This is a genomic window from Undibacterium sp. JH2W, from assembly GCF_049340425.1.
Taxonomy (GTDB): Bacteria; Pseudomonadota; Gammaproteobacteria; order Burkholderiales; family Burkholderiaceae_D; genus Undibacterium.
The window spans coordinates 42181-64772 of sequence record NZ_JBMPOT010000004.1 but is presented as its reverse complement, the minus strand read 5'-3'; the positions used below and the strand labels follow the sequence as shown (position 1 = coordinate 64772).

The 22592-nt window shown below is 48.6% G+C and carries 19 protein-coding genes, 1 tRNA gene and 1 other RNA gene; 8 read left to right on the top strand and 13 right to left on the bottom strand.

The genetic code is table 11. The features are described from left to right. Positions 1-91: 91 nt before the first annotated feature. An RNA gene (rnpB, locus tag ACO0LC_RS06695) (RNase P RNA component class A) lies at positions 92-442 on the bottom strand. 123 nt (positions 443-565) lie between these two features. On the opposite strand from rnpB, the gene ACO0LC_RS06690 reads away from it, so the two are divergent. Further along, positions 566-2263 carry a thiamine pyrophosphate-binding protein gene (locus ACO0LC_RS06690; protein WP_423001882.1) on the top strand — a complete coding sequence of 566 codons (1698 nt, stop codon included), beginning with the start codon at positions 566-568 and terminating at the stop codon, positions 2261-2263. A gap of 126 nt (positions 2264-2389) precedes the next feature. Then, on the top strand, positions 2390-3577 hold the full coding sequence (locus ACO0LC_RS06685; RefSeq protein ID WP_423001881.1) for an MFS transporter: 1188 nt from the start codon (positions 2390-2392) through the stop codon (positions 3575-3577). On the opposite strand, the gene ACO0LC_RS06680 is transcribed toward ACO0LC_RS06685, so the two are convergent. The 9 genes from ACO0LC_RS06680 to ACO0LC_RS06640 form a co-directional block, all read right to left on the bottom strand. After that, positions 3574-4704 (bottom strand): DUF1624 domain-containing protein, encoded by a 1131-nt coding sequence (locus ACO0LC_RS06680; protein ID WP_423001880.1) that lies wholly within the window; start codon positions 4702-4704, stop codon positions 3574-3576. The two genes, ACO0LC_RS06685 and ACO0LC_RS06680, sit on opposite strands and share 4 nt — an antisense overlap. 154 nt (positions 4705-4858) lie before the next feature. After that, positions 4859-5026, bottom strand: coding sequence for a hypothetical protein (locus ACO0LC_RS06675; RefSeq protein WP_423001879.1), 168 nt, complete (start codon positions 5024-5026; stop codon positions 4859-4861). A 3-nt stretch (positions 5027-5029) separates the two neighbouring features. Continuing rightward, positions 5030-6238 carry an RtcB family protein gene (locus ACO0LC_RS06670; RefSeq protein WP_423001878.1) on the bottom strand — a complete coding sequence of 403 codons (1209 nt, stop codon included), beginning with the start codon at positions 6236-6238 and terminating at the stop codon, positions 5030-5032. A 521-nt stretch (positions 6239-6759) separates the two neighbouring features. Then, positions 6760-9219 (bottom strand): hypothetical protein, encoded by a 2460-nt coding sequence (locus ACO0LC_RS06665; protein ID WP_423001877.1) that lies wholly within the window; start codon positions 9217-9219, stop codon positions 6760-6762. 49 nt (positions 9220-9268) lie between these two features. Next, positions 9269-9340: transfer RNA gene (locus ACO0LC_RS06660), tRNA-OTHER, on the bottom strand. A 79-nt stretch (positions 9341-9419) separates the two neighbouring features. Next, positions 9420-10445, bottom strand: a complete 1026-nt coding sequence (rtcA, locus tag ACO0LC_RS06655; protein ID WP_423001876.1) for an RNA 3'-terminal phosphate cyclase — start codon at positions 10443-10445, stop codon at positions 9420-9422. Between the two features lie 70 nt (positions 10446-10515). After that, entirely contained in the window at positions 10516-11751 is a 1236-nt protein-coding gene (locus ACO0LC_RS06650) for an RtcB family protein (RefSeq protein WP_423001875.1), read from the bottom strand. 368 nt (positions 11752-12119) lie between these two features. Further along, positions 12120-12494 carry a zinc-ribbon domain containing protein gene (locus ACO0LC_RS06645; protein ID WP_423001874.1) on the bottom strand — a complete coding sequence of 125 codons (375 nt, stop codon included), beginning with the start codon at positions 12492-12494 and terminating at the stop codon, positions 12120-12122. Between the two features lie 691 nt (positions 12495-13185). Continuing rightward, a complete protein-coding gene (locus ACO0LC_RS06640; RefSeq protein WP_423001873.1) occupies positions 13186-14751 on the bottom strand; it encodes a vWA domain-containing protein in 1566 nt (521 codons plus the stop codon). Between the two features lie 234 nt (positions 14752-14985). Here ACO0LC_RS06640 and rtcR point away from each other — a divergent pair, with 234 nt between their 5' ends. Further along, entirely contained in the window at positions 14986-16593 is a 1608-nt protein-coding gene (gene rtcR / locus ACO0LC_RS06635) for an RNA repair transcriptional activator RtcR (protein WP_423001872.1), read from the top strand. Between the two features lie 16 nt (positions 16594-16609). Here rtcR and ACO0LC_RS06630 read toward each other — a convergent pair whose 3' ends face one another. Continuing rightward, positions 16610-17530, bottom strand: coding sequence for a GNAT family N-acetyltransferase (locus tag ACO0LC_RS06630; protein ID WP_423002133.1), 921 nt, complete (start codon positions 17528-17530; stop codon positions 16610-16612). Positions 17531-17793: 263 nt separating this feature from the next. Between ACO0LC_RS06630 and ACO0LC_RS06625 the strand changes: the two genes are divergently transcribed. Continuing rightward, complete coding sequence (locus tag ACO0LC_RS06625) at positions 17794-18597, top strand: DNA/RNA non-specific endonuclease (RefSeq protein ID WP_423001871.1); 804 nt, start codon at positions 17794-17796, stop codon at positions 18595-18597. A gap of 192 nt (positions 18598-18789) precedes the next feature. Then, entirely contained in the window at positions 18790-20016 is a 1227-nt protein-coding gene (locus tag ACO0LC_RS06620; RefSeq protein ID WP_423001870.1) for a Yip1 family protein, read from the top strand. Positions 20017-20224: 208 nt separating this feature from the next. Here ACO0LC_RS06620 and ACO0LC_RS06615 read toward each other — a convergent pair whose 3' ends face one another. Beyond that, positions 20225-20536 (bottom strand): BON domain-containing protein, encoded by a 312-nt coding sequence (locus tag ACO0LC_RS06615; protein WP_423001869.1) that lies wholly within the window; start codon positions 20534-20536, stop codon positions 20225-20227. Between the two features lie 91 nt (positions 20537-20627). Beyond that, entirely contained in the window at positions 20628-21170 is a 543-nt protein-coding gene (locus ACO0LC_RS06610) for a hypothetical protein (protein ID WP_423001867.1), read from the bottom strand. A gap of 322 nt (positions 21171-21492) precedes the next feature. Between ACO0LC_RS06610 and ACO0LC_RS06605 the strand changes: the two genes are divergently transcribed. From ACO0LC_RS06605 to ACO0LC_RS06595, 3 genes are all read left to right on the top strand, one after another. Next, positions 21493-21687 (top strand): CsbD family protein, encoded by a 195-nt coding sequence (locus tag ACO0LC_RS06605; RefSeq protein WP_423001865.1) that lies wholly within the window; start codon positions 21493-21495, stop codon positions 21685-21687. 51 nt (positions 21688-21738) lie between these two features. Next, positions 21739-22230 carry a hypothetical protein gene (locus ACO0LC_RS06600; protein ID WP_423001863.1) on the top strand — a complete coding sequence of 164 codons (492 nt, stop codon included), beginning with the start codon at positions 21739-21741 and terminating at the stop codon, positions 22228-22230. Between the two features lie 205 nt (positions 22231-22435). Continuing rightward, entirely contained in the window at positions 22436-22588 is a 153-nt protein-coding gene (locus ACO0LC_RS06595; protein WP_423001861.1) for a DUF3309 family protein, read from the top strand. Positions 22589-22592 lie beyond the last annotated feature (4 nt).

The window sequence follows — 22592 nt, the reverse complement described above, 5'->3', positions numbered from 1 at the left end:
AATGATGCTTGATGGCGACAATCTTGGACAGACTGCAGCATATTGTGGGCCGTATAAGACTTAGCGGACGGGAAATATGAGATATACAATAAAATGAAGCAGGCCGATAGGCCGGATTTTGTTACGGCATAGACATTGCTGCCGTCTGCTATGACAATCATTCCTCTAGGCGACGGATTGCTCCGCCGCTCAAGCTTTCTACCCGCACGCTCCGCGAGCCACATCAACGCGTGCCTATTTGAAATTGCTCCGGGTGGAGGTTACCGCGTTTCACCGTAACTTAATACGCTCGTCTCTGTGGCCCTATTCCTCGTCTTATACCAAAGCTTGCGCCCTGGCTTTCAACGTACGGCCGTTAGCCGTCACCCTGCTCTATGGAGTCCGGACCTTCCTCCCGTCACCTTGATTGCTCAAGGCAACCAGCGATTGTCTGGCCTGCTTCGGGCTCTATTCTACCTTATCTCATCCTGTTCAATGATAATTCCGTGCATAAGCCTCAAATACGATGCAAATTAAGCAGGCTTTCTGGTAGCGTACTGCTTTTACTTTTTTATCATTGTCTATCATGCTGAAATCACGTTCTGGCGGCCAGTTGATTGTGGATGCCCTGCAAGTCCACGGTGTCGATACCATCTTTGGTGTACCTGGCGAGAGTTATTTGCCGGTGCTGGATGCCCTGCATGACAGCCCCATACGCTTCATCATCAACCGTCAGGAAGGCGGCGCGGCCTTCATGGCAGACGCCTATGGCAAGATGACAGGCAAACCCGGCATCTGCTTCGTTACACGCGGCCCCGGTGCTACCAATGCCTCGATAGGTGTACATACGGCTTATCAGGATTCAACTCCGATGATCCTGTTCATAGGCCAGGTAGGCAATGATTTTGTCGAGCGTGAAGCCTTCCAGGAGATTGATTACCGCCGCATGTTTGGCCAGATGGCGAAATGGGTAGCCCAGATAGACCGCGCTGACCGCGTGCCTGAATATATCGCCCGCGCCTTCCAGGTGGCCACCAGTGGCCGCCCCGGCCCCGTTGTGCTGGCATTGCCAGAAGACATGCTGGCCCAGGTGGCAGAAGTTGCCGACACCCGTCATTACACGCCAGTGCAGGCATCAGCCTCGCCACAGCAACTGGCGCAACTGCGCAATATGTTGACGGTATCGCAACGCCCTGTACTGTTGCTGGGTGGCAGCGGCTGGGACCAGGCAGCCTGTCAGCACATCAGTGAATTCGCCACCAGCAACCACTTGCCCGTGGCTTGCGCATTCCGCTTCCAGGATTTGATGGACAATGCCCATCCCAACTATATAGGCGATGTAGGCATAGGCATCAACCCCAAGCTGGCACAAAGACTCAAAGATGCCGACCTCATCATCGCCATAGGCCCGCGCCTCGGTGAAATGACCACCAGCGGCTATAGCGTGCTGGAAGCACCGATACCTAAACAGAAACTGGTGCATATCCACAGCGACGCACTGGAACTGGGCCGCGTCTATCAGGCAGACCTGATGATCAACAGCGGCATGAAGGAAATTGCCGAAGCCCTGGCCGAGATGGCAGGGCTGGATGCTGCCACCAAGTGGAAGACAACAGTCAGTGAAGCACGCGCTGATTTGCTGGCATGGCAAACCGAGCCAGCGATTTTTGCCAAGGAAAATGCCCCGTTGAACCTGTGGCAAGTGGTGCAGGACATCAAACGCCTGGCCCCCAAAGACACCATCATCACCAATGGCGCTGGCAATTACGCCACCTGGGCGCACCGCTACTTCCCTTACAGTGGCATGCGTACGCAACTGGCCCCGACATCCGGTGCCATGGGCTATAGCGTACCATCTGGCGTTGCCGCCAAGATAGTGGCACCAAAACGTACCGTCATCACCTTTGCCGGTGACGGCGAATACCTGATGAATGGCCAGGAACTGGCAACTGCCGTGCAATACAAGGCAGGCGTGGTCATCATCGTCTTCAATAATGGCATGTATGGCACCATACGCATGCACCAGGAAAGAGAATTTCCGGCGCGCGTCTCTGGTACGGAATTGCACAATCCTGACTTTGCGGCACTGGCCCGCGCCTTTGGTGGCAGTGGAGAAGTCGTCAACACAACGGCAGAATTTGCCCCGGCACTGGAAAGAGCACTGGAGCATAGCCGCCAGCACAATCTGCCAGCATTGATAGAACTGCGCTATGACGGCAATCTGATTACCCCAGGTGCTACGCTGGAGACCCTGCGCAAGACAGCACAGGATGCCGGTAAATAAAGTCTGAATGGGACCGGCTTCGGTATTGGTCTGAAGCCGGTTTGCGCTGCAACAAACAAGATGGCATTCCCACTATCCACAAATTAAGGCACACTCCCATCATTACCTCTAAGGGAAGCTGCCTACATGAGCAAACCTCCACTGCCTAAAAGTATCTGGGTACTCGGCTTTGTCAGCATGCTCATGGACATTTCCTCTGAAATGATACATAGCCTGCTACCCATGTTCATGGTCGGCACGCTCGGCATCAGTGTGTTTGCCGTTGGCCTGATCGATGGTATCGCCGAATCAACCACTCTTATCGTCAAGGTATTTTCAGGGGCATTGAGTGACCGCTTGGGTAAACGCAAGGCACTGGCCGTGTTTGGCTATGGTATGAGTGCCTTCACCAAGCCGCTGTTTGCCATTGCCCAGGGCATGGGCATGCTGCTGACAGCTCGCATGATGGACAGGATAGGCAAAGGCATACGCGGTGCGCCGCGTGACGCCCTGATCACCGACATCACCCCGGCAGAAATACGCGGCGCGGCTTTCGGTTTGCGACAATCACTCGATACCATAGGTGCCGTGGTCGGCCCCTTGCTGGCTACTGCACTGATGCTGCTATGGATGAATGACTACCGGCGCATATTCTGGCTGGCCGTCATTCCCGGTTTGGCTGCAATGGCCTTGCTCTTCGTCGGCGTAAAAGAGCCGGACAACAAAATTGCAAAGAGACCAGGCAACCCTGTCAGCATGCACAATCTGCGCCGCATGGGTGCACCTTACTGGTGGGTAGTGGCATTGGGCAGCATATTTACCCTGGCCCGCTTCAGTGAAGCGTTTTTGATACTGCGCGCCCAGCAAATGCAGATACCCGTGGCTTATGTGCCCCTCATCATGGTCGCCATGAACCTGGTGTATGCAGCAACAGCCTACCCTTTTGGCAAACTGTCTGACCGGGTGTCTCACCCTCAGTTGCTGGCCTGGGGCCTGCTGGTGCTGGTGGCATCGGATGTAGTACTCGGCTATAGCCAGCACTGGTATGGGCTGGCAACAGGTATCGCCTTATGGGGCGTACACATGGGCATGACCCAGGGCTTATTGTCCAGCATGGTCGCAGCCAGTGCTCCAGCTGATTTACGTGGCACGGCCTTTGGCTTCTTCAATCTCGCCAGTGGTTTCAGCCTGCTATCGGCCAGCGTCGTCGCAGGCTTGCTGTGGCAAAAATTTGGATCTGCGTTTACCTTCTATGCTGGAGCCGTTTTTGCCTGCATAAGCTTGCTGGGACTTATATTGCATCCATCGCCCAGAAAACAAAAAGTACTTTCTTAGGCCGTGCCTGATGTAGCTACTGTCTGCCGCTTGCGTGCCAGCCACAGTTTGGTCAGCCCCCACATCAGAGTCAAAGCAAACAACCAGGCCAGGTAACAAACCAGTAGTGAAGCCTCATACGCTGGCGTCGCCTCCGGCTTGCGAAAATCAACGATCTGGCCATAACGCAGTTGCATATAAATCCAGCTCAGCGCATGGATGAGCGCAATGTGCACCAGATAAAAGAACATCGGTGTTTTGCCAAACAACATCAGCAAGGGCAAAGGTTTTTTCACATACTTATCCATCAAGGCCAGCGTCCCCAGGCCTATGCTGAGGGTAATGCAAAGGTATAACAAGGAAGGCGGATATTTATGCACCTTGACGAAAGACATGAAGTCATAGAACCAGCCCTTGCCTTGTGCCGACCAGAAATCAGGGTCACCATAATAATTGCCACTGCGCAAAATCATAAAACTCACTAGCAGGATAGTCGCTGCGGAGAACAGGACACGCTGGCGCTTGTCAGCCTCCCACAACATCACCGGCCCCAGCGCATAACCAGCCGCCATCAAACCTATCCAGGGCATGAGTGGATAGGCAAAGACGATGCCCAGCTTATCAGTCAGGGGATAAAAGCCACCCTGATGCCAGGCCATGAACAAAACGTGGCTGCCTTTGGCATGCATGCCATCGAGCAGGTTATGCGGCAATATCAATGCCGCAGCAATCAGAGCAATGGCCCAACGCGGCAACCAGATCAGCAAACCCAGCGCCATCATCGCCATGCCTATGGCCCAGATTACCTGCAGGATGAACACATTAAAACCAAATTGCCAGCTGAAGCTGACCCAGGTGCATTCCAGCAAAACCAGCAAAGCACCCCGGCTTAGCAGATAGCGCATCATATCTTTTTTATCACGCTGCTGCGAGCGCAAGAAAGCCGACATGCCAGCCAGGGTCACGAAGATGGGCGCGCATAAATGGGTAATCCAGCGTGTCCAGAACCAGCCTGGCGAACCTTGCTGCAAATCCAGAGGATCGAACGGGGTCACCGCAAAAAAGTCGCGGGTATGATCCAGTGCCATCAGCACGATGACCAGACCGCGCAAGAGATCTATGGCTTGTAGCCGGTTTTGCCGCATCATGGTGTATCCCCGTCTGCGACCAGGCGCAGCTTTTATTTTAATGCAGCAATTCTATCCAGCCTCTGCGGCTTGCAGCAAAGCATTTCAAGCCAGGCAAATAAAAAAGCGCCCATTTGTTGCCAAATGAGCGCCTTGGTTAAAACCAGCTGCTTACTTACTCGTCATCCTTCAGCCGCCCGCCTTTAAGTTGTTGCAAGCGCTGCTTCTCTTGCCTGCGTTCAGTACGCTTGGGATTGAGGGCGCCATGGACACCGGCATTGCGTTGCTTTGCCACTACCGCCAGTGGATTGCGTGGCTTGGGCAATTTGATTGTGAGCTTCATCTCTTATCCTTTCACGCAAACGACCTGGCGCAAGGTATGTACAACTTCAACCAGATCATGCTGATGCGCCATGACTGCATCGATATCCTTATACGCTGCCGGAATTTCATCGACGACTCCCTTGTCCTTGCGACATTCTATACCCTGAGTCTGGGCTGCCAGATCATCAGCATCATAAGTCTCCCTGGCCTCACCCCGGCTCATCCTGCGCCCTGCCCCATGTGAACAGGAACAGAATGATTCAGGATTACCCTTGCCCCTGACGATATAACTACGCGCCCCCATACTGCCAGGAATAATCCCCATCTCACCCATGCGGGCAGAAATTGCTCCCTTGCGGGTAATGAAGAGATTTTCATTATTATGGGTTTCTTGCGACACATAATTGTGATGGCAATTAATGGCTTCGCCGTCAAGCTTGAAACTGGTGACTTCTCTTTCCAGCACAGCCAATGCCCTGCGCATCATTTCACTGCGATTAGCCAGCGCATAGTCCTGCGCCCACTGCACTGCTTCAACATAGTCATCAAACAATTCCGAGCCTTCAGTGAAATAAGACAAGTCCTTGTCCGGCAAATGTATCTGGTGCCGCCACATTTCTTTTCGTGCGGCCCAGATAAAATGCTTGCCTATGACACTGCCCACACCACGTGAACCAGAATGCAGCATGATCCAGACGCGCTGTTCTTCATCAATACATACTTCAATGAAATGATTACCACCACCCAGGGTACCTAGCTGGCATATCCAGGTCTGGTAAAACTTGGGCAGCATGCGCATGATGCTTTTGTGCTTGGCAACGATCTTGTCCAGCCTGTCATTCAAGGGCTTGCCCACTCTGACCAGCGCAGACCCGCGCATCCGGTTCCAGGCATGCTGGCGAAAACCGACAGGTATCTCGGCTTCCAGGGCACTGCGCAGCTTCGCCAGATTGTCTGGCAACTGGCTGGCCGTCAAAGTCGTGCGCACGGCATTCATGCCACAACCTATGTCCACCCCAACCGCACCGGGGATGATGGCTGCACGGGTAGGTATCACACTGCCTACCGTGGCCCCCACACCCGCATGCACATCGGGCATGGCGGCAACGTGGGGATGGACGATGTTTAAACTGGCGATATTGAGCAACTGTTGTATCGCAGTATGATCAACATCATCGGTAAATATATGCACAGGCACTCTGGCCTTGTGCAAACTCTTAGCTATAGGCATACAATTTTCCTTCTTGTCATGCCGGTGTTTTTTCAGCCAGTCATTTCTGCCGTTCAGCAAATTCTGCTGCTAGCATGAGAAAAATCTGGCTGCTTTTCTTCGTCAATAAGCCTGCGTATTTTTTTGGCGAACACCGTCCCTTCCTGCATGGCGCAAAGCTATGCAAGTTCTGGCGTTCCAACAAAAATCAGCGGTTTGAAAAGTAAAAACCCCGACGAGTTTCCTCACCGGGGTTTTCAAAAAAACGACCGGCTCGGGTTGGCGATTTGCCTTAACCCCGAGCGTCGTGCACGGGGCTAAATATTGTTCTGATTGTTATTAGCCGTATTCCGTGGCATGGCCGTTCCTTTCTTGAATTGGGTGTTGATGAAAAAACGAATTGCAGAAAATTTTTATATTGCTGCATATCGAAGAGACTCGATTCTGCACGAGAATAAATTACTGTGTCAATAGAAATTATAAAAATACCTCAATCTTTTATGACAGCATTCTATTCACTCTTAAAAGACTGAGCATGCTTGCTATGACACACGATCTTTGGAATCAAGCTCCAAACCAGCCAGTAGCCAATGCTGGTTTGTTGACCACCCAAGGAAACGTTGCGCACCTGTGGACACGCAAATTTCACGGTCGAGTCGCTTACCTTTTGCAGCTACTTGCAGACCAATCATGGCAGGTTGAATTGCCTCTTTAAGATTTTTATTTTGAAGATGCAAGTGAGTTTCTGTCCATTCCAAAAATTCAGCGACCCTGTGTTCAGAGAGTTGCGACATGAAAAAGATCATCTGACGCCAGGCATAGGCAGAATTTTTCACTTTGATCAAACCGTCATGCCATCCTGAGCGCTTCTTGCTCAGACAATTGCACAAGAAGATATAGCATTTTTTTGCCATGTTGAAATAATCCTCAGTCAACAGCGCTCCTCCATCAATGTGCAGACAAAGGGCAGCGAGGTTTTGCGTAGTAATAATTTGCTGCCACTCAATGATCGTTCCATTTGCTGCTGTACTTCGACTATTTGACTGGCCAGACATGTGCGCGCAAAGCTCTGCAAATTTATCTGTCATCTGCATAATTCTGTATTTACTTTTTTCCTTTCCATTTTTTTCGGTATCTTCTATGGCCATTACACGGGCATAATCAATATCGTAATACCGCTCATATAAACTGCCTTGCAAATGTCCAGCAGCAAGCTTGGCTGCTTCCAAAAACTTGGCAGAAAACTGCCCCATGAAGATATCCGCTGCGACCTCTTCAATCAAAGGCAGTTTAAGATCAGCCTCCTTAGAAAAAGCTGAGAATTCCTTCAGTAATTTATTTGGTAACAGTGCTTGAGGAAAAGTTGTAAAATTCAAACGCACTGAATCCAAAAGAATCTGTCGATTCGCCAGATTGCTTTGCTCATGTTTTCGATTAAACGGCAGCAATGCCTTAACCCAGGGTAACTCTTCCAACTGCACCTGCTTTTCCAGGTTTAGCAACAGTAATGACCGCCTGCGGCGAAACGCCATATAAACCGAGGCATAAAGGCGTCTAGCCTCTAGATTATCAAAGCCTGAAGCTATAGTTTGCTCCGCCATCTGCGGTAAGACTTGTGCCAATACTTCCCCTGAAGCGATGATGCGGTACTTCAGCAAGTCTTCCACGATTTCTTCACTGCCAAGCTTAATTTTTCGCATCAAGCTCTTGGGTATGCGGCTTTCAGATGCTACATTCCAGCGCACTGCCTCATCTTTGCTAACGGCTTGTAAAACTACCTGCGTATCTTCAATACCGTAATCAGGCGAATGCTCTCGCAATCGCTCACCCAACAATTTTGCAAACACCTTAAAATCTGGAATGCGTATCTGTTGTTCCTGAAATTGACGTAATTCTGCGTGCTTTTGGGACGAAGGAATACCTCGTTTGGTAAGAGCGCGTGCCAATATCAATCTGATTCGCCCTACGTCACGACCATTCAAATCAGCGGGAGAGCGCACACAAATTTCCAGATATGATCGCAACTGAAAATAACTATCATCCTTCCGGTAGGGTCGCGAACTCAATTTGTAAACTTTACGCAACTCATTTTCTTCGTCAAGAAATTGACGCGCACGCCCCGTCCAGTCATCCGGATATTTTTTGCATGGCCATCCGCCACTTACATTGAATTTACGGTTTTCTTTATTCACCCACGATCCAAAGGCGTCAAGCGCAATGGATGGCATATCACCTTCCAGCGTTTCGAGAAACAAACCCAACATCCTGTCATAAGCTGGGTTCCAGGTGGCAATCGTTTCCCGTTGAATCCGGATACCAATATCTGATTCAATGCTTCCCAATATCTGGCGTGTACATGCAACATCACGAACATGTACCGTTTTCCTGTCTCGCCGGGCAGCCTTCCGGGAACTCAGGTCAGGATAAAACCTTAACCTGTCAAACCAAGGTGCAATCACACTCAACAAAGTCTCAACCTGTTCGAAATGCCCTCGTTCGGCAAGCCAGGTCAATACCAATAATGCTCCTGATTCTGGAACATCTATTTCATATGCTCCAGAATTAAGGGCCTGCTGCAGTTTTTTGAATCCAATTTCTGAAATGAAATAGGTATTGAGAGTTTGTCGAGCTTTTGATGTATTGATGCCTTGAAATTCTTCACCTATTTCAGTAAGCAAGAATTTTTCATAATCAAGTAAGTCTCCCCCAGCTTTAAAATTGCCAGTTGCAAAACCGCCCGTTATGACATCAAGAGTTACCCAGGCGGGCACATTCGATAATGGTGTTCTTGATCCAGGTGTCAAAACTCCGGCTATCATGTTTTGAATCACACTGGTCCAGCGATGTATCTTGTTTCCGGCATTTTCACGTACATCTGGATCGCCGTGCGTAACTTGCGCCTGAATCGCTTTGGCAATTTGCGCATATGGGTATGCGAGCGATACACCGTCCATATTTTCGCTGTTGTCTTTTGACACGTCTTTGTTATTTTCGATGGTCATGGTACTCAGCCAGGTGAGTGAAGAGGCCAATTGCCTTTAAAAAATTGAGATCCGGAGGCTGGATTCGAACCAGCGCCTTCTCGGTACCAGCCGAGCGTTCCTGCCGCAGAACTTCCCCAGAGCAGTTGAATTACAAAAATGACTGACTTCAAATCAGCATACTGTGCATTTTTACATACAGAATTTTTATTCTATAACCTTCATTTTATCGAGCACAAAAATCTTTGAGCGTCTGCTGAAAATTTAGTAATAATGGGCAAGAATCTGGCAATAACATCTGCATTTGTCTTCGCATGTTGCGACACTACACTGCACGTAAAACTGCCACCACCAGCCAAAGCAAATGGCAACATGACCTGGTCTGCCAGATGTTCACCCAAAGCAGCACCCGATGCGACGTATTCACGCAATTCCTGCACAGTACGTTTGGCGACATTTTCTGCCTTGACGGCTTTTTCACCAAAACCGCAAAACACTTCGGTGACCTGTTCATGTTCCAGCGTAATCAGCAATACATTGCCGGGACCCTGGTCATTGCTGAGGCCACGTACCAGCAATTGATCGGCATTCCAGCCCATGCCCGCGCCTACGCATTCAAGTTCGCGTTTAGCGACATCGACAGGTACACCAGCAACAAAGCTCTCGGCATAGCCTTTGAGTCTTTCACCGCGTTCCAGCAGGTCGATCTTCTTCAACTGCTTGCATGGCTGTATCTGAGCGATAATTTCACCGCCGCCAGCAGGTACGAAGCCATAGCGTTTCAATTCAAAACTGACATCTGCGCCCATCTGCTGCAATACCCGGCCATAGGCCTTTTGCAAAAACTGTGCAGGTGGTGCCATGTCATTGTGTGTGCCACCAGTGATCTTGATGGTCGATGGCTTGTCGGCATACAGCAAAGCCGGTATCAGTGTTTGCAACACCAGGGTACAACTACCTGCACTACCTATGGCGAACTGGTAAGTACCGCCATAGATACCCGATGGAATAAATTCCAGCGTGGTTGAACCCAATTCTGCACCAGTCACCTGCGCACCGCTGACGGCAGCAGCTGATTGCACTGCCACCAGATGCTGGCGCAACAAACCCGGCTTGGCTCGGCCAGCACGGATATTGATGATGCGAAACGGTTGACCAGTAATCATGGACAGGCTCAAAGACGTACGCAATATCTGTCCACCACCCTCACCCAAAGAGCCATCCAGCTCTATCATTTTCTTATTCATTATTGTTATTTTCAATTCAAATCAAAAGCAAGTTCAAGACCTCTATATTGAGAGGTCTTGAATTTAAAAATCAACCCTTAACGCACACAACCTGCTTCAATACGTGCACCACATCCACCAGGGCAGATTGTGCTAGCATGACGGCGTCGATGTCTTTATATGCCATAGGGATTTCATCAATCACATCTGCATCTTTACGGCATTCCACACCCTCCGTTGCGGCGATCTGATCGGCGACGGTGTACAGCTTCTTGGCTGCGGTACGGCTCATGGTACGGCCAGCGCCGTGGCTGCAGCTATGGAAGCTTTCTTCATTTCCTTTACCACGCACGATGAAGCTTTTCGCTCCCATGGAACCAGGGATAATCCCCAATTCACCGGCACGCGCAGATACTGCACCTTTACGGGTTACCAATACATCTTTACCGAAGTGATGCTCTTTCTGCACATAGTTATGGTGGCAGTTTACCGCCTCGACATGAGTCTCGAACGGCTTGCTGATTACGGTACGTACAGCAGCGATCAAATTTTGCATCATCACTTCACGGTTCAAACGGGCAAATTTCTGCGCCCAACCTACGGCCTCGATATAATCCTTGTAATGCTCGGTTCCTTCTGGCAAGTAAGACAAGTCCTGATCTGGCAAGTTAATAAAATGAGTACGCATATCCTGCTTTGCCAATTCTATGAAATGGCTACCTATCGCATTACCTACACCACGTGAACCGGAATGCAGCATGAACCATACTGCATTGGCTTCATCCAGGCATACTTCAACGAAGTGGTTACCTGTACCCAAAGTCCCCAAATGACGATAGTTATTGGTGTTTTTTAAACGCGGAGTTTTCAAACAGATTTCATCAAAACCATCTTTCAATTGTGCCCAGGCATTATCCACCGCACTTGGTGGTGTTTCCCATGAACCCTTATCACGGCCTTTGAAACTACGGGTCTTAGGCGACATACCATGCGGTATGGCTTTTTCTATCGCGGCACGCAAAGGGCCAAGGTTATCTGGCAGATCATGGGCAAACAAAGTGGTCTTGGCAGCCATCATACCGCAACCGATATCCACACCAACAGCCGCTGGGATCACTGCACCCAGGGTAGGGATTACACTACCAATAGTAGAACCTTTACCCAGATGCACATCTGGCATCACAGCGATATGTTTGTAGATAAAAGGCAGACGGGAAGTGTTCGCCAATTGCTGCTTGGCTTCTTCCTCAACAGGAACACCTTTAGTCCACATTTTGATAGGACGACCATCTTTGTACTGCATTACATCATAATCTTCGTGCTTCATATTTTCTCTTTTTTCTTTTTCAAATTGGGGCGGCGACAATATTCGGTGAAATGTATGTGGTTACCCACAGGTGCTCTACCAACTGAGCTACACGAAACCGAGATTTCGTGACGGGCTTCGAACCCGCGACAGCCTCATTAAAAGTGATGTAATTTCACCAGCATTCGCCTAAACTTTTACTTACTGCTCAAACTCTTTCATTTCCTATTATTTTTTATTACTTGCGGCGACAAGGGTTTGTGAAACGGACGGCCTGGAGACTCTTGTCAGAGTCAGTACCCAGGCTACACCAGACCATGAATGTATCTCCATGCCTCTGTTAACCACCTTAGGACCGTTGAATGTTCACTGGCATTCGCCTGGAAACTCTATTGTTTTTGCTTTGCTGCCAGACCACTCAAATGAGCTTCCCTGGCTTGCTTCTTTCTTTGTTGCTCCACCTTCCTGCAAGGACGACACCGAATCGCTACACTATTGATATTCCCTTGCATGATTTCATACCACCATTTCTGCTGCTTGCCTGTCCATATCTGAGCGCATCCGCAATCACGACAGTTGAAGGCATAGTCCACATAAAACAAGGGCAGCAGACCGTAAGTGTTATTGTTTCTCAACACTTCGCGATTTGATAATATTGCCCCAGCCGGAGCGGGCAAGACATAAACATCAAAACTTTCTTTCACAGGTATGCGGGCATGCCGCTTTTCCATGATTTCTGCCCGTCTTTGTTTGCCACTTTTCATCACGTCTATACTTTAAAAATTAAAACCCCGACAAGTGTTACCAGGACTTGCTGATCCAACCTTACGGTGTAGACCAGATTGGAGTCGAACCAATTTAACCGATGTAATCCTGATGGCATTCGGGTAAAACCTGATTGAACAAGCTAAGACAAGGGTTTGAAGTGAAGTCTCATTTTCGCAAAATGTAATCACCTCAGCATTCTTAGCTCATTCAAAAACCTTTACAGCTCTATTTCCCGAACCACCCTACGACAAGAATTGCTGTGAACATTGCAAATGTAGTCACATGAGCATTCATAGGGTATTCAAGAAAACTATGGCAATGATTTACTACAATGATATTTATTGAATACGACATGACAAGAATCAAAACGTGATATTCATCCCATATGTAATCACGTCAGCATTCATGCCATATTCAAAACCTGTACTGCGACATCTGATTGAAGTAGTGAGAAACACCGTACGACAAGGAAGGCTTGCGATTTTTTCGGATGTAATCGCCTGCGCATTCGCACTGCATTTCAAACTCAAGACCACAATCACATGGTCTTTGAAGCACTGCATGACAAGGATTAAAAGTGATTTTACAGTTTGGAGGTGTAATCACATTTGCATTCATGCTGCGTTCAAAAACTTTTACTACCTGGACTGGCGAAGCACATACTGCATTTGCCACGCCAGCGGCTCTCTAAATATCAATTGCCTTTACTTCACCTACCCAGTGCTCTGCACTTAGCTGGCCAGCAGCAAAGGCAGCGATGATTTTAAATACGGCATCAGAAAAACCACCTACATTCAAAATGTCATCTCTTTCCGCTGCCTGTGTCGTGCCATAAGGCGCAATGTCTATACACACCAGCTTGGCTTGTGGATTGCGTTGCTTGAACACATTCCATTCCGCCATGGTTGCAGTAGTACGACTACGACCTGCATCCATCCATGATTCATTGTCAGAGACAAAAATTACCAGGTCAGCTTGCGCTTTCTGTTTGTTCAACTGCACCAGTGGAGCACTGCAATTGGTACCACCACCACCTATTGCTGCCAGCTTCTGCGCATTGGTCATTACGCTATCACGTGGGTTCAAATCACATTTCACGACCTCGTTCTCAAACGGCAAGACCAGAGTTGATGGATTCTTGCGCAACATGGCAGCAGCAACCAGAGCAGCAATGTCTATGCAACGTACTGCTGTCGTTGCAGAGCCACGGTAACCTGTGACTGCAGACGACATGGAGCCAGACACATCAGCACACACCACGACCTTGCCAAATATCTCCGGCACATTGCTCAAGGCGATTTCCATCGCATCCTGCAGCGCATTCTTGATTGGCAATGGTACTTCCTCATTCGCTGCTTTGTAAGCCGCCATCAACTGATAAGGAAACACCTTGGCTTTGGCAATCGCCTCTACATTACTCAATTTAGCCGCAATCAACTCCACCATGCCTGGCAAGGCATATACGCCATGACGACCAAAGGTGTTCAAGTTCATACGCAACATCTGCCAGCCAGCCTGGCGGGCAATTTGCGCCCAGTCTTCTGTTGTCAAATCCATCGCCGTCAGCATCTGGAAAGGCACATCTGGTAAAGCCAGGCTGCGGTCTTTCTTGTATGCTTCAAACGCTGCCACCATAGGAGGCAAGGCTTCTGCCTTGTATGGCTTGCCTATCAACCAGGCGAAGAAGGCTTCACGCCATGCTTCAGCAGGTTTTGGATGCACCATTTTCACAACGTCTGCCAGTGATGGTGTAGTACCCACCGCTGCTGCCAGCAATTCTTTTTCGCTGGCAGTATTCAACCATGCCTGCACCAGTTTTTTAGGACGTGAGCCCAGGGACTTACGGCCTATCGCACCTGAACGCAGGATCTGCACAAAGTTACGCAACATCTTGCCGTTGTTCATCACACGTTTGAAAGTACGCGGCAACTCGACTGCATTACGCATGGTCAGTGCTGCGACCAGCAAGGCTGGCATGTCTTTCATATAGCCACGTTCACGGCAGTAGATCGCAGTTTGCGCTACAAACAGTGGCGTTACCTCTTTAGTCAAATCCAGCACGGTGGCCAGTTGTGCTTCTGCACTGGCGTAGTAAGTCGCGTTCAAGCAACCAGTGGCCGCATATTGCGCCAGCTTGTGTTCAGCAGTGAACTTGTAAGCTGCAACACCGGAAAAATTTGTTGTATCTGTAACTGGCAATAATTTGTTTGTCAGTGAGTTTTTTAAACTCTGGAACAATTGTGTATTAACCATTTCATTTCCTTTTTTCTTTTTTCTTTTTTCTTATCTCATCAAGCGCTGCATCTCTGCCCGCTCTTGTCTATCTCTATTGCAATGGGCGTGCCAGGTCTGTACCAGCGTCGAATGATTCAATCTAAGTCATTGAATTCAATAGAAAAATAGAAGGAAAATAAGAACGCAATCAAAATGAATATCAAAACCTATTTCATATATAATTATCCAAATAGATAAATATTTATCCAAATAATGCAGAAGAAAAAAGTCGTCATCGGTTTTATAGGCACGCAACTTGATAGTGGTCGTGGCAGTGGTCGCTGGGAAAAATGGCGGCCTACAGTCGCACTGACCCAGCATGAAGATATCGTCATTGACCGCATTGATTTACTGTATAGCGGCCAGCATGAGCTCTTGCTGACACAATTAGAGAAAGACATTGCCGACACCTCGCCCGAGACCAAGGTATGCGCGCATCAATTGGAAATACAAGATCCCTGGGACTTTGAAGAGGTTTACGGCTGTCTGTTTGACTTTGCCAGGTCTTACCCCTTCGATACCGACAAAGAAGAATACTGGGTGCATATCACGACTGGCACCCATGTGGCGCAAATTTGCCTGTTCCTGATGACAGAAGCCAATTACCTGCCCGGCAAGCTCTTACAGACTTCGCCGCCACGGCGTCAGACCAAGGCCAATTTTGGTGAGATGACCATCATCGATCTGGACCTGTCACGCTATGACCAAATTGCCCAGCGCTTTAGCCGTGAGCAGGAAGAAGGCGTGGCCTTTTTGAAGTCTGGCATTGCCACACGTAATGCACGCTTTAATACAATGATAGAGGAGATAGAGCGCGTAGCCATCAAGTCCAGGGCTGCCATCCTGCTGATGGGACCGACCGGTGCGGGCAAGTCTTTCCTGGCACGACGTATCTTTGAATTAAAAAAAGCCAGACACAGGCTGGAAGGCAAGTTTGTCGAAGTCAATTGCGCAACCTTGCGTGGTGATGGCGCGGGTTCTACCCTGTTTGGTCATATCAAAGGCTCGTTCACCGGCGCCATGTCTGACCGCCCAGGTTTGCTAAGGACAGCACACAAGGGCTTGCTCTTCCTTGATGAAATTGGTGAACTGGGTCTGGATGAACAAGCCATGCTGCTCAAGGCGGTAGAAGAAAAACGCTTCTTCCCGGTGGGTGGCGACCATGAAGTGCAAAGCGATTTCCAACTGCTTGCTGGCACCAACCGTGATCTGGGTAAGGAAGTGGTGGCGGGCCGCTTCCGCGAAGACTTGTATGCACGCATCAATCTGTGGTCATATGAATTGCCTGGCTTGAGTGGCCGGGTGGAAGACATTGCGCCGAATATCGATTATCTATTGTCACAATATAGCGCTGAGAATGGGCAGATGGTGCGTTTCAATAAAGAAGCGAAAGACAGCTATATGAAATTCGCTACCTCCGCCCAGGCGGTGTGGGCGGGCAATTTCCGCGATTTGTCAGCCTCAGTCACGCGTATGGCCACGCTGGCCGATGCCGGGCGCATCAATGATCAAAATGCCGGTGAAGAAATCAAGCGCTTGCAACGCCTGTGGTCACATGCACATGAGAGTGGGAGTGATGCACATGAAATAAATTTGCATGAGCATCTGGAGGCTGAACAAGTCGCCCAACTGGATTTATTCGATGCTGTGCAATTACAGGCGGTGCTGGCAGTATGCCTGCGCTCTAAAAACATGTCGGAAGCGGGCCGCCAACTGTTTGCTGTTTCACGCAGCAATAAGGCCAATCCCAATGATGCGGACAGGCTTAAAAAATATCTCCACAAATTTGGCCTGAACTGGGAGAGTGTGCACAATAACTAGGACACAATTCTTGTTGTCAATTATGCCGCTCTATGATGATGTAATCATTTTCTGTCGCACAAAACATGCTAAAGCCACGACGCGTCAGCATCTTCATCATGGTTGAACCCGGCTTGCAGGCGGCAAACAAACGACGATTCTTGAAATGCATGCAAAAGAAATCCGTCATGGCGGCGCCTATGCCCAGGCCACGGTATTCGTCCGCCACCACCATGGCATGCAATTCACGCTCGGAACCTTGCTGGTTATCAACACCATACAGCATGAAAAACCCGGCCATGCGATCATTGATGATGGAAACCCAGAATTCCACCGGTACTTTTTGCTGGCCACCAGCCCAGATATGCCTGGTTGTCAGCCCCTCAACTATGCCCTGCCTGAACGCCACCGCCAGGGTGCGTTGCAACACCGCATTCGAGATATCTTCAGATAAATCGCCATTCCTGGCACCATTCACGGCTAGCCGCACTATGTCATCAGCATCATCTGGCAGCGCACGGCGTATGCTGGCCTTATACCTTCTTTGCTGGCGCATTTGCCGGATATTGGCACGCAGATATTCAGCATACCTGAGCAAGCGCAGGTACATAGTATTCACGGCGATCACCAGAATGGCGATAGAACCATATAACAACATGCTCTGGGCAATATCAAATGCCAGCATCAACAAGCTCCCTCCCTGAAAAACCTGGCTGAATACTTGTGCTCGCGCCAAACTGGACAAAACAACAAAAAAGAACGTCAGGCGCTGCGATAGCAAGGCTGCGCTGATAGCAACAGGGAAGATATAGAAAGGAGCATAAAAACTATAGGGGCCGGTAAACTCATCGAGACAGTACAGGATAGCTTCCAGCAATAACAAACCAGGCAATACCCAGCGTGTTTCCAGCTTCAGCAGCTTGTTTCTGGCGATAGTCAGGATGGAGACGGACAGCATCAAGATAATTTTTCATTTTTTAACCTGCCGCATAGTCTGCCACGCAAACTAAATAAGCAAGTATTTTATTGTCAAAATAGTCTCAATTTGTTACAAAGTACTTACATCAAAAAGCCATTGTAGGCGTTTGTCAGCAAGATACCCCGACAAAATTCATATAGAATCCAGCCCTTCTGAATTTTGCCTCATATGCGCATCTGGACGTGTTGATTTAATGCCCGGCCGCCTCAGGGCAGTCCTGGACGGTATCCACTTAACTATTCATGCTTAAAAAACTCACAAAACTCAGCCCCCTTCTCCTTTTCGCGCTCATCAGCCTTTCATTTACAGATTTATCGTTTTTTGATTTCCCCTTTCATCTTCCCTCGATCAAACCATCGGTCTCAAGCACAGGGGAATTTTCTGATTGCCCGCAGTTTTTTGCCAAAGGACAAATTCCAAGCTTAGCCCATGCGAGTCAGATGCGCCCGCGAGCTCTGTGTTTCTCGGCATTTGCCGTTTTGCACTCAGGCAAAAGCCATACCCCCATCTATGTGGCCGAAAGGCTGAATCGCCAGATCATACAAAAGGCCAAAGAGAATGAGCGCAGCAATCAGTTTTATGCCGATGCCCGCTTGCCACGGGCAGAACGGGCTGAGCTGGATGATTACAAAGGCTCGGGCTATGACCGAGGTCACATGGCACCTGCCGCGGACATGGCAGACAGCACGGCTATGGCACAAAGTTTTTCGCTGGCCAATATGGTGCCGCAAGCACCTGCAAACAACCGCAAACTGTGGGCCAGCATAGAAAAAAGTACACGGCAATATGTCATGCGGGCAGCGGGCGATGTCTACGTCATCACTGGCCCGGTCTATGGCAGTCACCCGGCGACCGTGGGAAATAACCAGGTTTGGGTTCCCAAATACCTGTACAAACTGATCTACGACCCCAGCAATGGCCGTGCCTGGGCGCACTGGGTGGAAAACACGGATGAGGCAGGTGTCGGCAAGCCTATCAGCTATCAGGAGCTGGTCAACAAGACCGGCATACGTTTCTTGCCTGGGCTGAAGCCTGAAGATATGTAAGACAGGATATATTGCTGAAAAGCACGAACCAGATCCGCTTTCAGAAAAGCCACAGAAAAGGGCTATTTTTGAGTAAATGCAAAAAACTGTAATAAACTTTGCTACTTAATCAAAAGCTAAGTAGTCTGTTTTTTCCGCTTTTTGTGTTCACGAAGCCAATTCCAGTCTTACCCCTTACGACAAGGAAACACCATGGATCTCGTTCAACGTGCAAAAAATATCACGCTTACTCCCAAGACTGAATGGCCGGTCATTGCAGAAGAAAATACTGCGACGATAGATTTGTTCAAGAACTATGTGGCACCGCTGGCTGCCATACCTGCTGTTGCCATGTTCATAGGCATGTGTATAGTCGGTTTTAGTGTCCCGCTGGTAGGAATTACGGTACGCCTGTCCATCCTTTCCGGGATCACCAATACGATCATGACTTTTGCATCTTCCTTGATCGGTGTTTATCTGACGTCCTTGATTATCAACGCACTGGCACCACAATTTGGTGCAGAAAAGAATTCTGCACAATCTCTCAAAGTGGCAGCTTATTCTTTTACTCCAGTATTCGTGGCGGCGATACTGTTTATATTTCCTGATTTAGGTATGCTTAGTCTGCTGGCAGGTCTTTATGGCATCTATCTCTTGTATCTGGGATTGCCAGTATTGATGAAAACACCGCAAGACAAAGCACCAGTTTACGCAGCTGTTTCTGTGGTCTGTGTGGTGGTCATAGGAATAGTCTTTTCCCGCGTACTCCATAATATCAGTGGCAGCCCCATGTCTGGCATATCCAGCATGCACAGCAGCACACCTGAAGTCAACGGCGCTTTGGGGGAACTGGAAAAAATGGGCAAAAAAATGGAGGAGGCCAATAAAAAAATGGAAGCTGCGAAAAAATCTGGCGACCCACAGGCTGAAATGAAAGCAGCAACCGATGCACTGGGCGCAGCCCTGGGTGCAGGTAGCGAGGCTGAAGTCGTTGATAAAGACAAGCTCAAGGCCTTGCTCCCTGAGGCCATAGGCAACTTGAAACGCAATAGCCTGGAAGGGGAAAAATCAGCCATGGGCGAGTTCAAGATCGCCAAGGCGGAAGCCCATTATGCCGATGAAAATAATCACCAGATCAGAATCACCATTACAGATACTGCTGGCAGCAAGATGTTTGGTGCCATGTTTGCCTGGGGTGCGATTGAACAAGAAAAAGAAACCGATCACGGCTATGAAAAGATGGGCAAGGTCAATGGCCGCCCCACTCATGAAAGATTCCAGAAGGATGGTCCCTCAGGCGAATACAGTCTCTTGATCGCTGGCCGCTTCATTGTAGAAACCCGTGGTGATAATGTGGACATGGCAAGCATCAAGACGGCTTCTGCAGCTGTAGGCTACGACAAGCTGGAAGCAATGAAGAATGACGGCGTCAAGCAATAAATATGGCAGGCATGCGCTTGAACGATGAATTTGACGTATCAAGCCAAATATAAAAAACGTGCAGATCTGTTTGTCTGCCTGCATGTCTGCCTGGAACCTGATCCTCGTGTAGACATAGAACAATTCAATGTCGAACAGCGTGTAAAATAAGTCTGCATCAAAAGAAACGGGAGCCTCGGCTCCCGTTTCTTTTTTAGCTAATAAAATCTTACTTTAAGCGCATATCATTCTTCACAGAATGGACGCCTTTGACATTACGGGCAATGGAAACTGCCTTGTCAATATTAGCACTGGAAGTGACAAAGCCACTGAGTTGTACAATACCTTTAAATGTTTCGACATTTATTTCCAAGGATTTCAGGCTTGGTTCATTAAAAATTTCTGCCTTGACCTTGGTCGTAATAACAGAATCATCGACGTATTCACCTGTACCTTCCCGTGTAGATGTTGAAGCACAGCCAGCAATTACCAACAGGGAAGCAGCAAATATCATGGTCATCATGCGTTGAGCGATTTTCATTTTTTTCTTTCTAGAGATTAATTACAATAAATAAACACAAAGCCGCATACTGCATCAGGCAAAGGTGGCGGCTAGTGCCAACCAAACAAACTTATTTACCAAATTTTGATTTTGCAGCTGTGACGCAGTTGTCTTTACCCTGGCCAGACATGGCATCGCATTTTTCTACTGCGACCTTGTATTGCGCATTAAGCTTCTCGTCATTGGCATCGACACGGGCTTCAACTACTTTTTTATCAGCCTTGGCGTTGGCGACTGCAGCAACTTTGTTAGCACTTGCCTGCTTGACACAAACGTCTTTATCATTGCCTGTCATGCTGCCACATTTGGTTTTTTCTACATCATAGTCGGTATCGGCAATATCTTTTCTTGCGCTGGTGCGAGCTGACAGTGTGTCCTTATAGTCAGCCTTGGCATTTGCCTCAGTGTGGATGCGCGCTGCTTTCGCTTCAGCTATGCACACATCTTTTGGATTACCGGTAATCGCATCGCACTTGCTTTTGGCCAGCTTATATTCTGTATTAGCTGATTCTTTTGCTGCCTTGTAGGTAGCAGATTTCTCGTCAGCAGCAAAACAGAAGGTACTGCTCAGCGTAGCCGTACAAACCAGCATCATGGCAAATTTCTTATTCATTTTTTCCCCTTGGGTATGAGAGTTGAGCGGTTGATCCGCGATTAACAATTGCAGTGTCGGGAAATTCCGATGCCTCAGTGTGCTGTTTGTGCAACTACATATCTGTACGGTATCGAACATTGTTGAATATTTTTTTCTTTGGCGAGGTAAAAACTTTTTCCTGGTCGAATTCTTTTACAGCGTGTGCCAGCGCACAGAAAACCAGCCTGGATAAGCCTATATTTGTCATGCAACACCAGCTATATGCAGTTTTATCCGACCGACAGACTGTTATTTAATTCCAGCCGGACTAAGGCAGTCATTTTTAAGCAAGGAAAAAATCATGAACAAAGACCAAATTAAAGGCACTGCAAAAGATATCGCAGGCAAAGTGCAAGAAAATGCCGGGAAAATCATAGGCAGTGAAGAACAGGAAATCAAGGGTCTGCAAAAGCAGGCAGAAGGCAAGCTGGAAAAAAATATCGGCGACGCTCGTGAGGCAATAGAAAAAGCCGTCAAAAAAATTACCAACCCATAATTTCAAGGCTCACATGAGGTGGGCCTGTTGTTAACCAGGGAGCCAGATATCATGATTACCAGCAATGACCCTACATCATCAAGCGATATGGCCTCAGAAGTACATGACGTATTCATTCCCAGCCATCATCCTTTGACACGACGCAGTGATTTCAAAGGACAGTCCAAGATCAATGTCCCGACTGGGGAATACTGGGACGTGAATACAAACATCACGACTGGTGCCACAATAGGTGTGGTAGTCGGTGGTGTACTGGGCATGGTCAATGCGACCCTGGCAGTCATTATTTCCCCCTTTTTCATCCCTGGTTTTGATTTTATGGTTTCCGGCCCATTGGAAGCTGCCTTCGTCGGTGCTGCTTTTGGCGCCACCCTCGGCTCTGTCATTGGATCTTTACTGGCATGGGGAGTATCCAGCCAAAACACTGAGCAAACGGAAACTGAACTTGATGCAAATGCCAGTTATCTTCCCGTTCAGGAAATAGAAGAAACGCAAAGAGTACAGACATGGAAAGAACAGCACGGTGAGTGTGCCAATATTTAAGAGCAGCACTTTTAGCGGTTTTTAATTTGAGTTGGAGCTAAGAGGCTGTTGCGAAATTAAGATGGCTAGGCGTCGCTGACGCAGACAGTACTTTAGTACGGCAAGGAAGCGCAACAACGCCAGGTTAATTTCGCAAAAGCCTCTAATTACATTCCGGCGGCTTGAGACTCCAGTCTTCGCTTCATCCAACACTATAGGCTACATCATGAGCACCATACTACTCGTCGTACTTATTCTTGCTTTAGTTGGCATATTTCCAGCCTGGCCGCATAGCCGTTCCTGGGGATACGGTCCTAGCGGGGTGACTGGCCTGGTCGTAATTATCCTCATCATATTATTGTTGACCGGTCGTTTGTAAACAA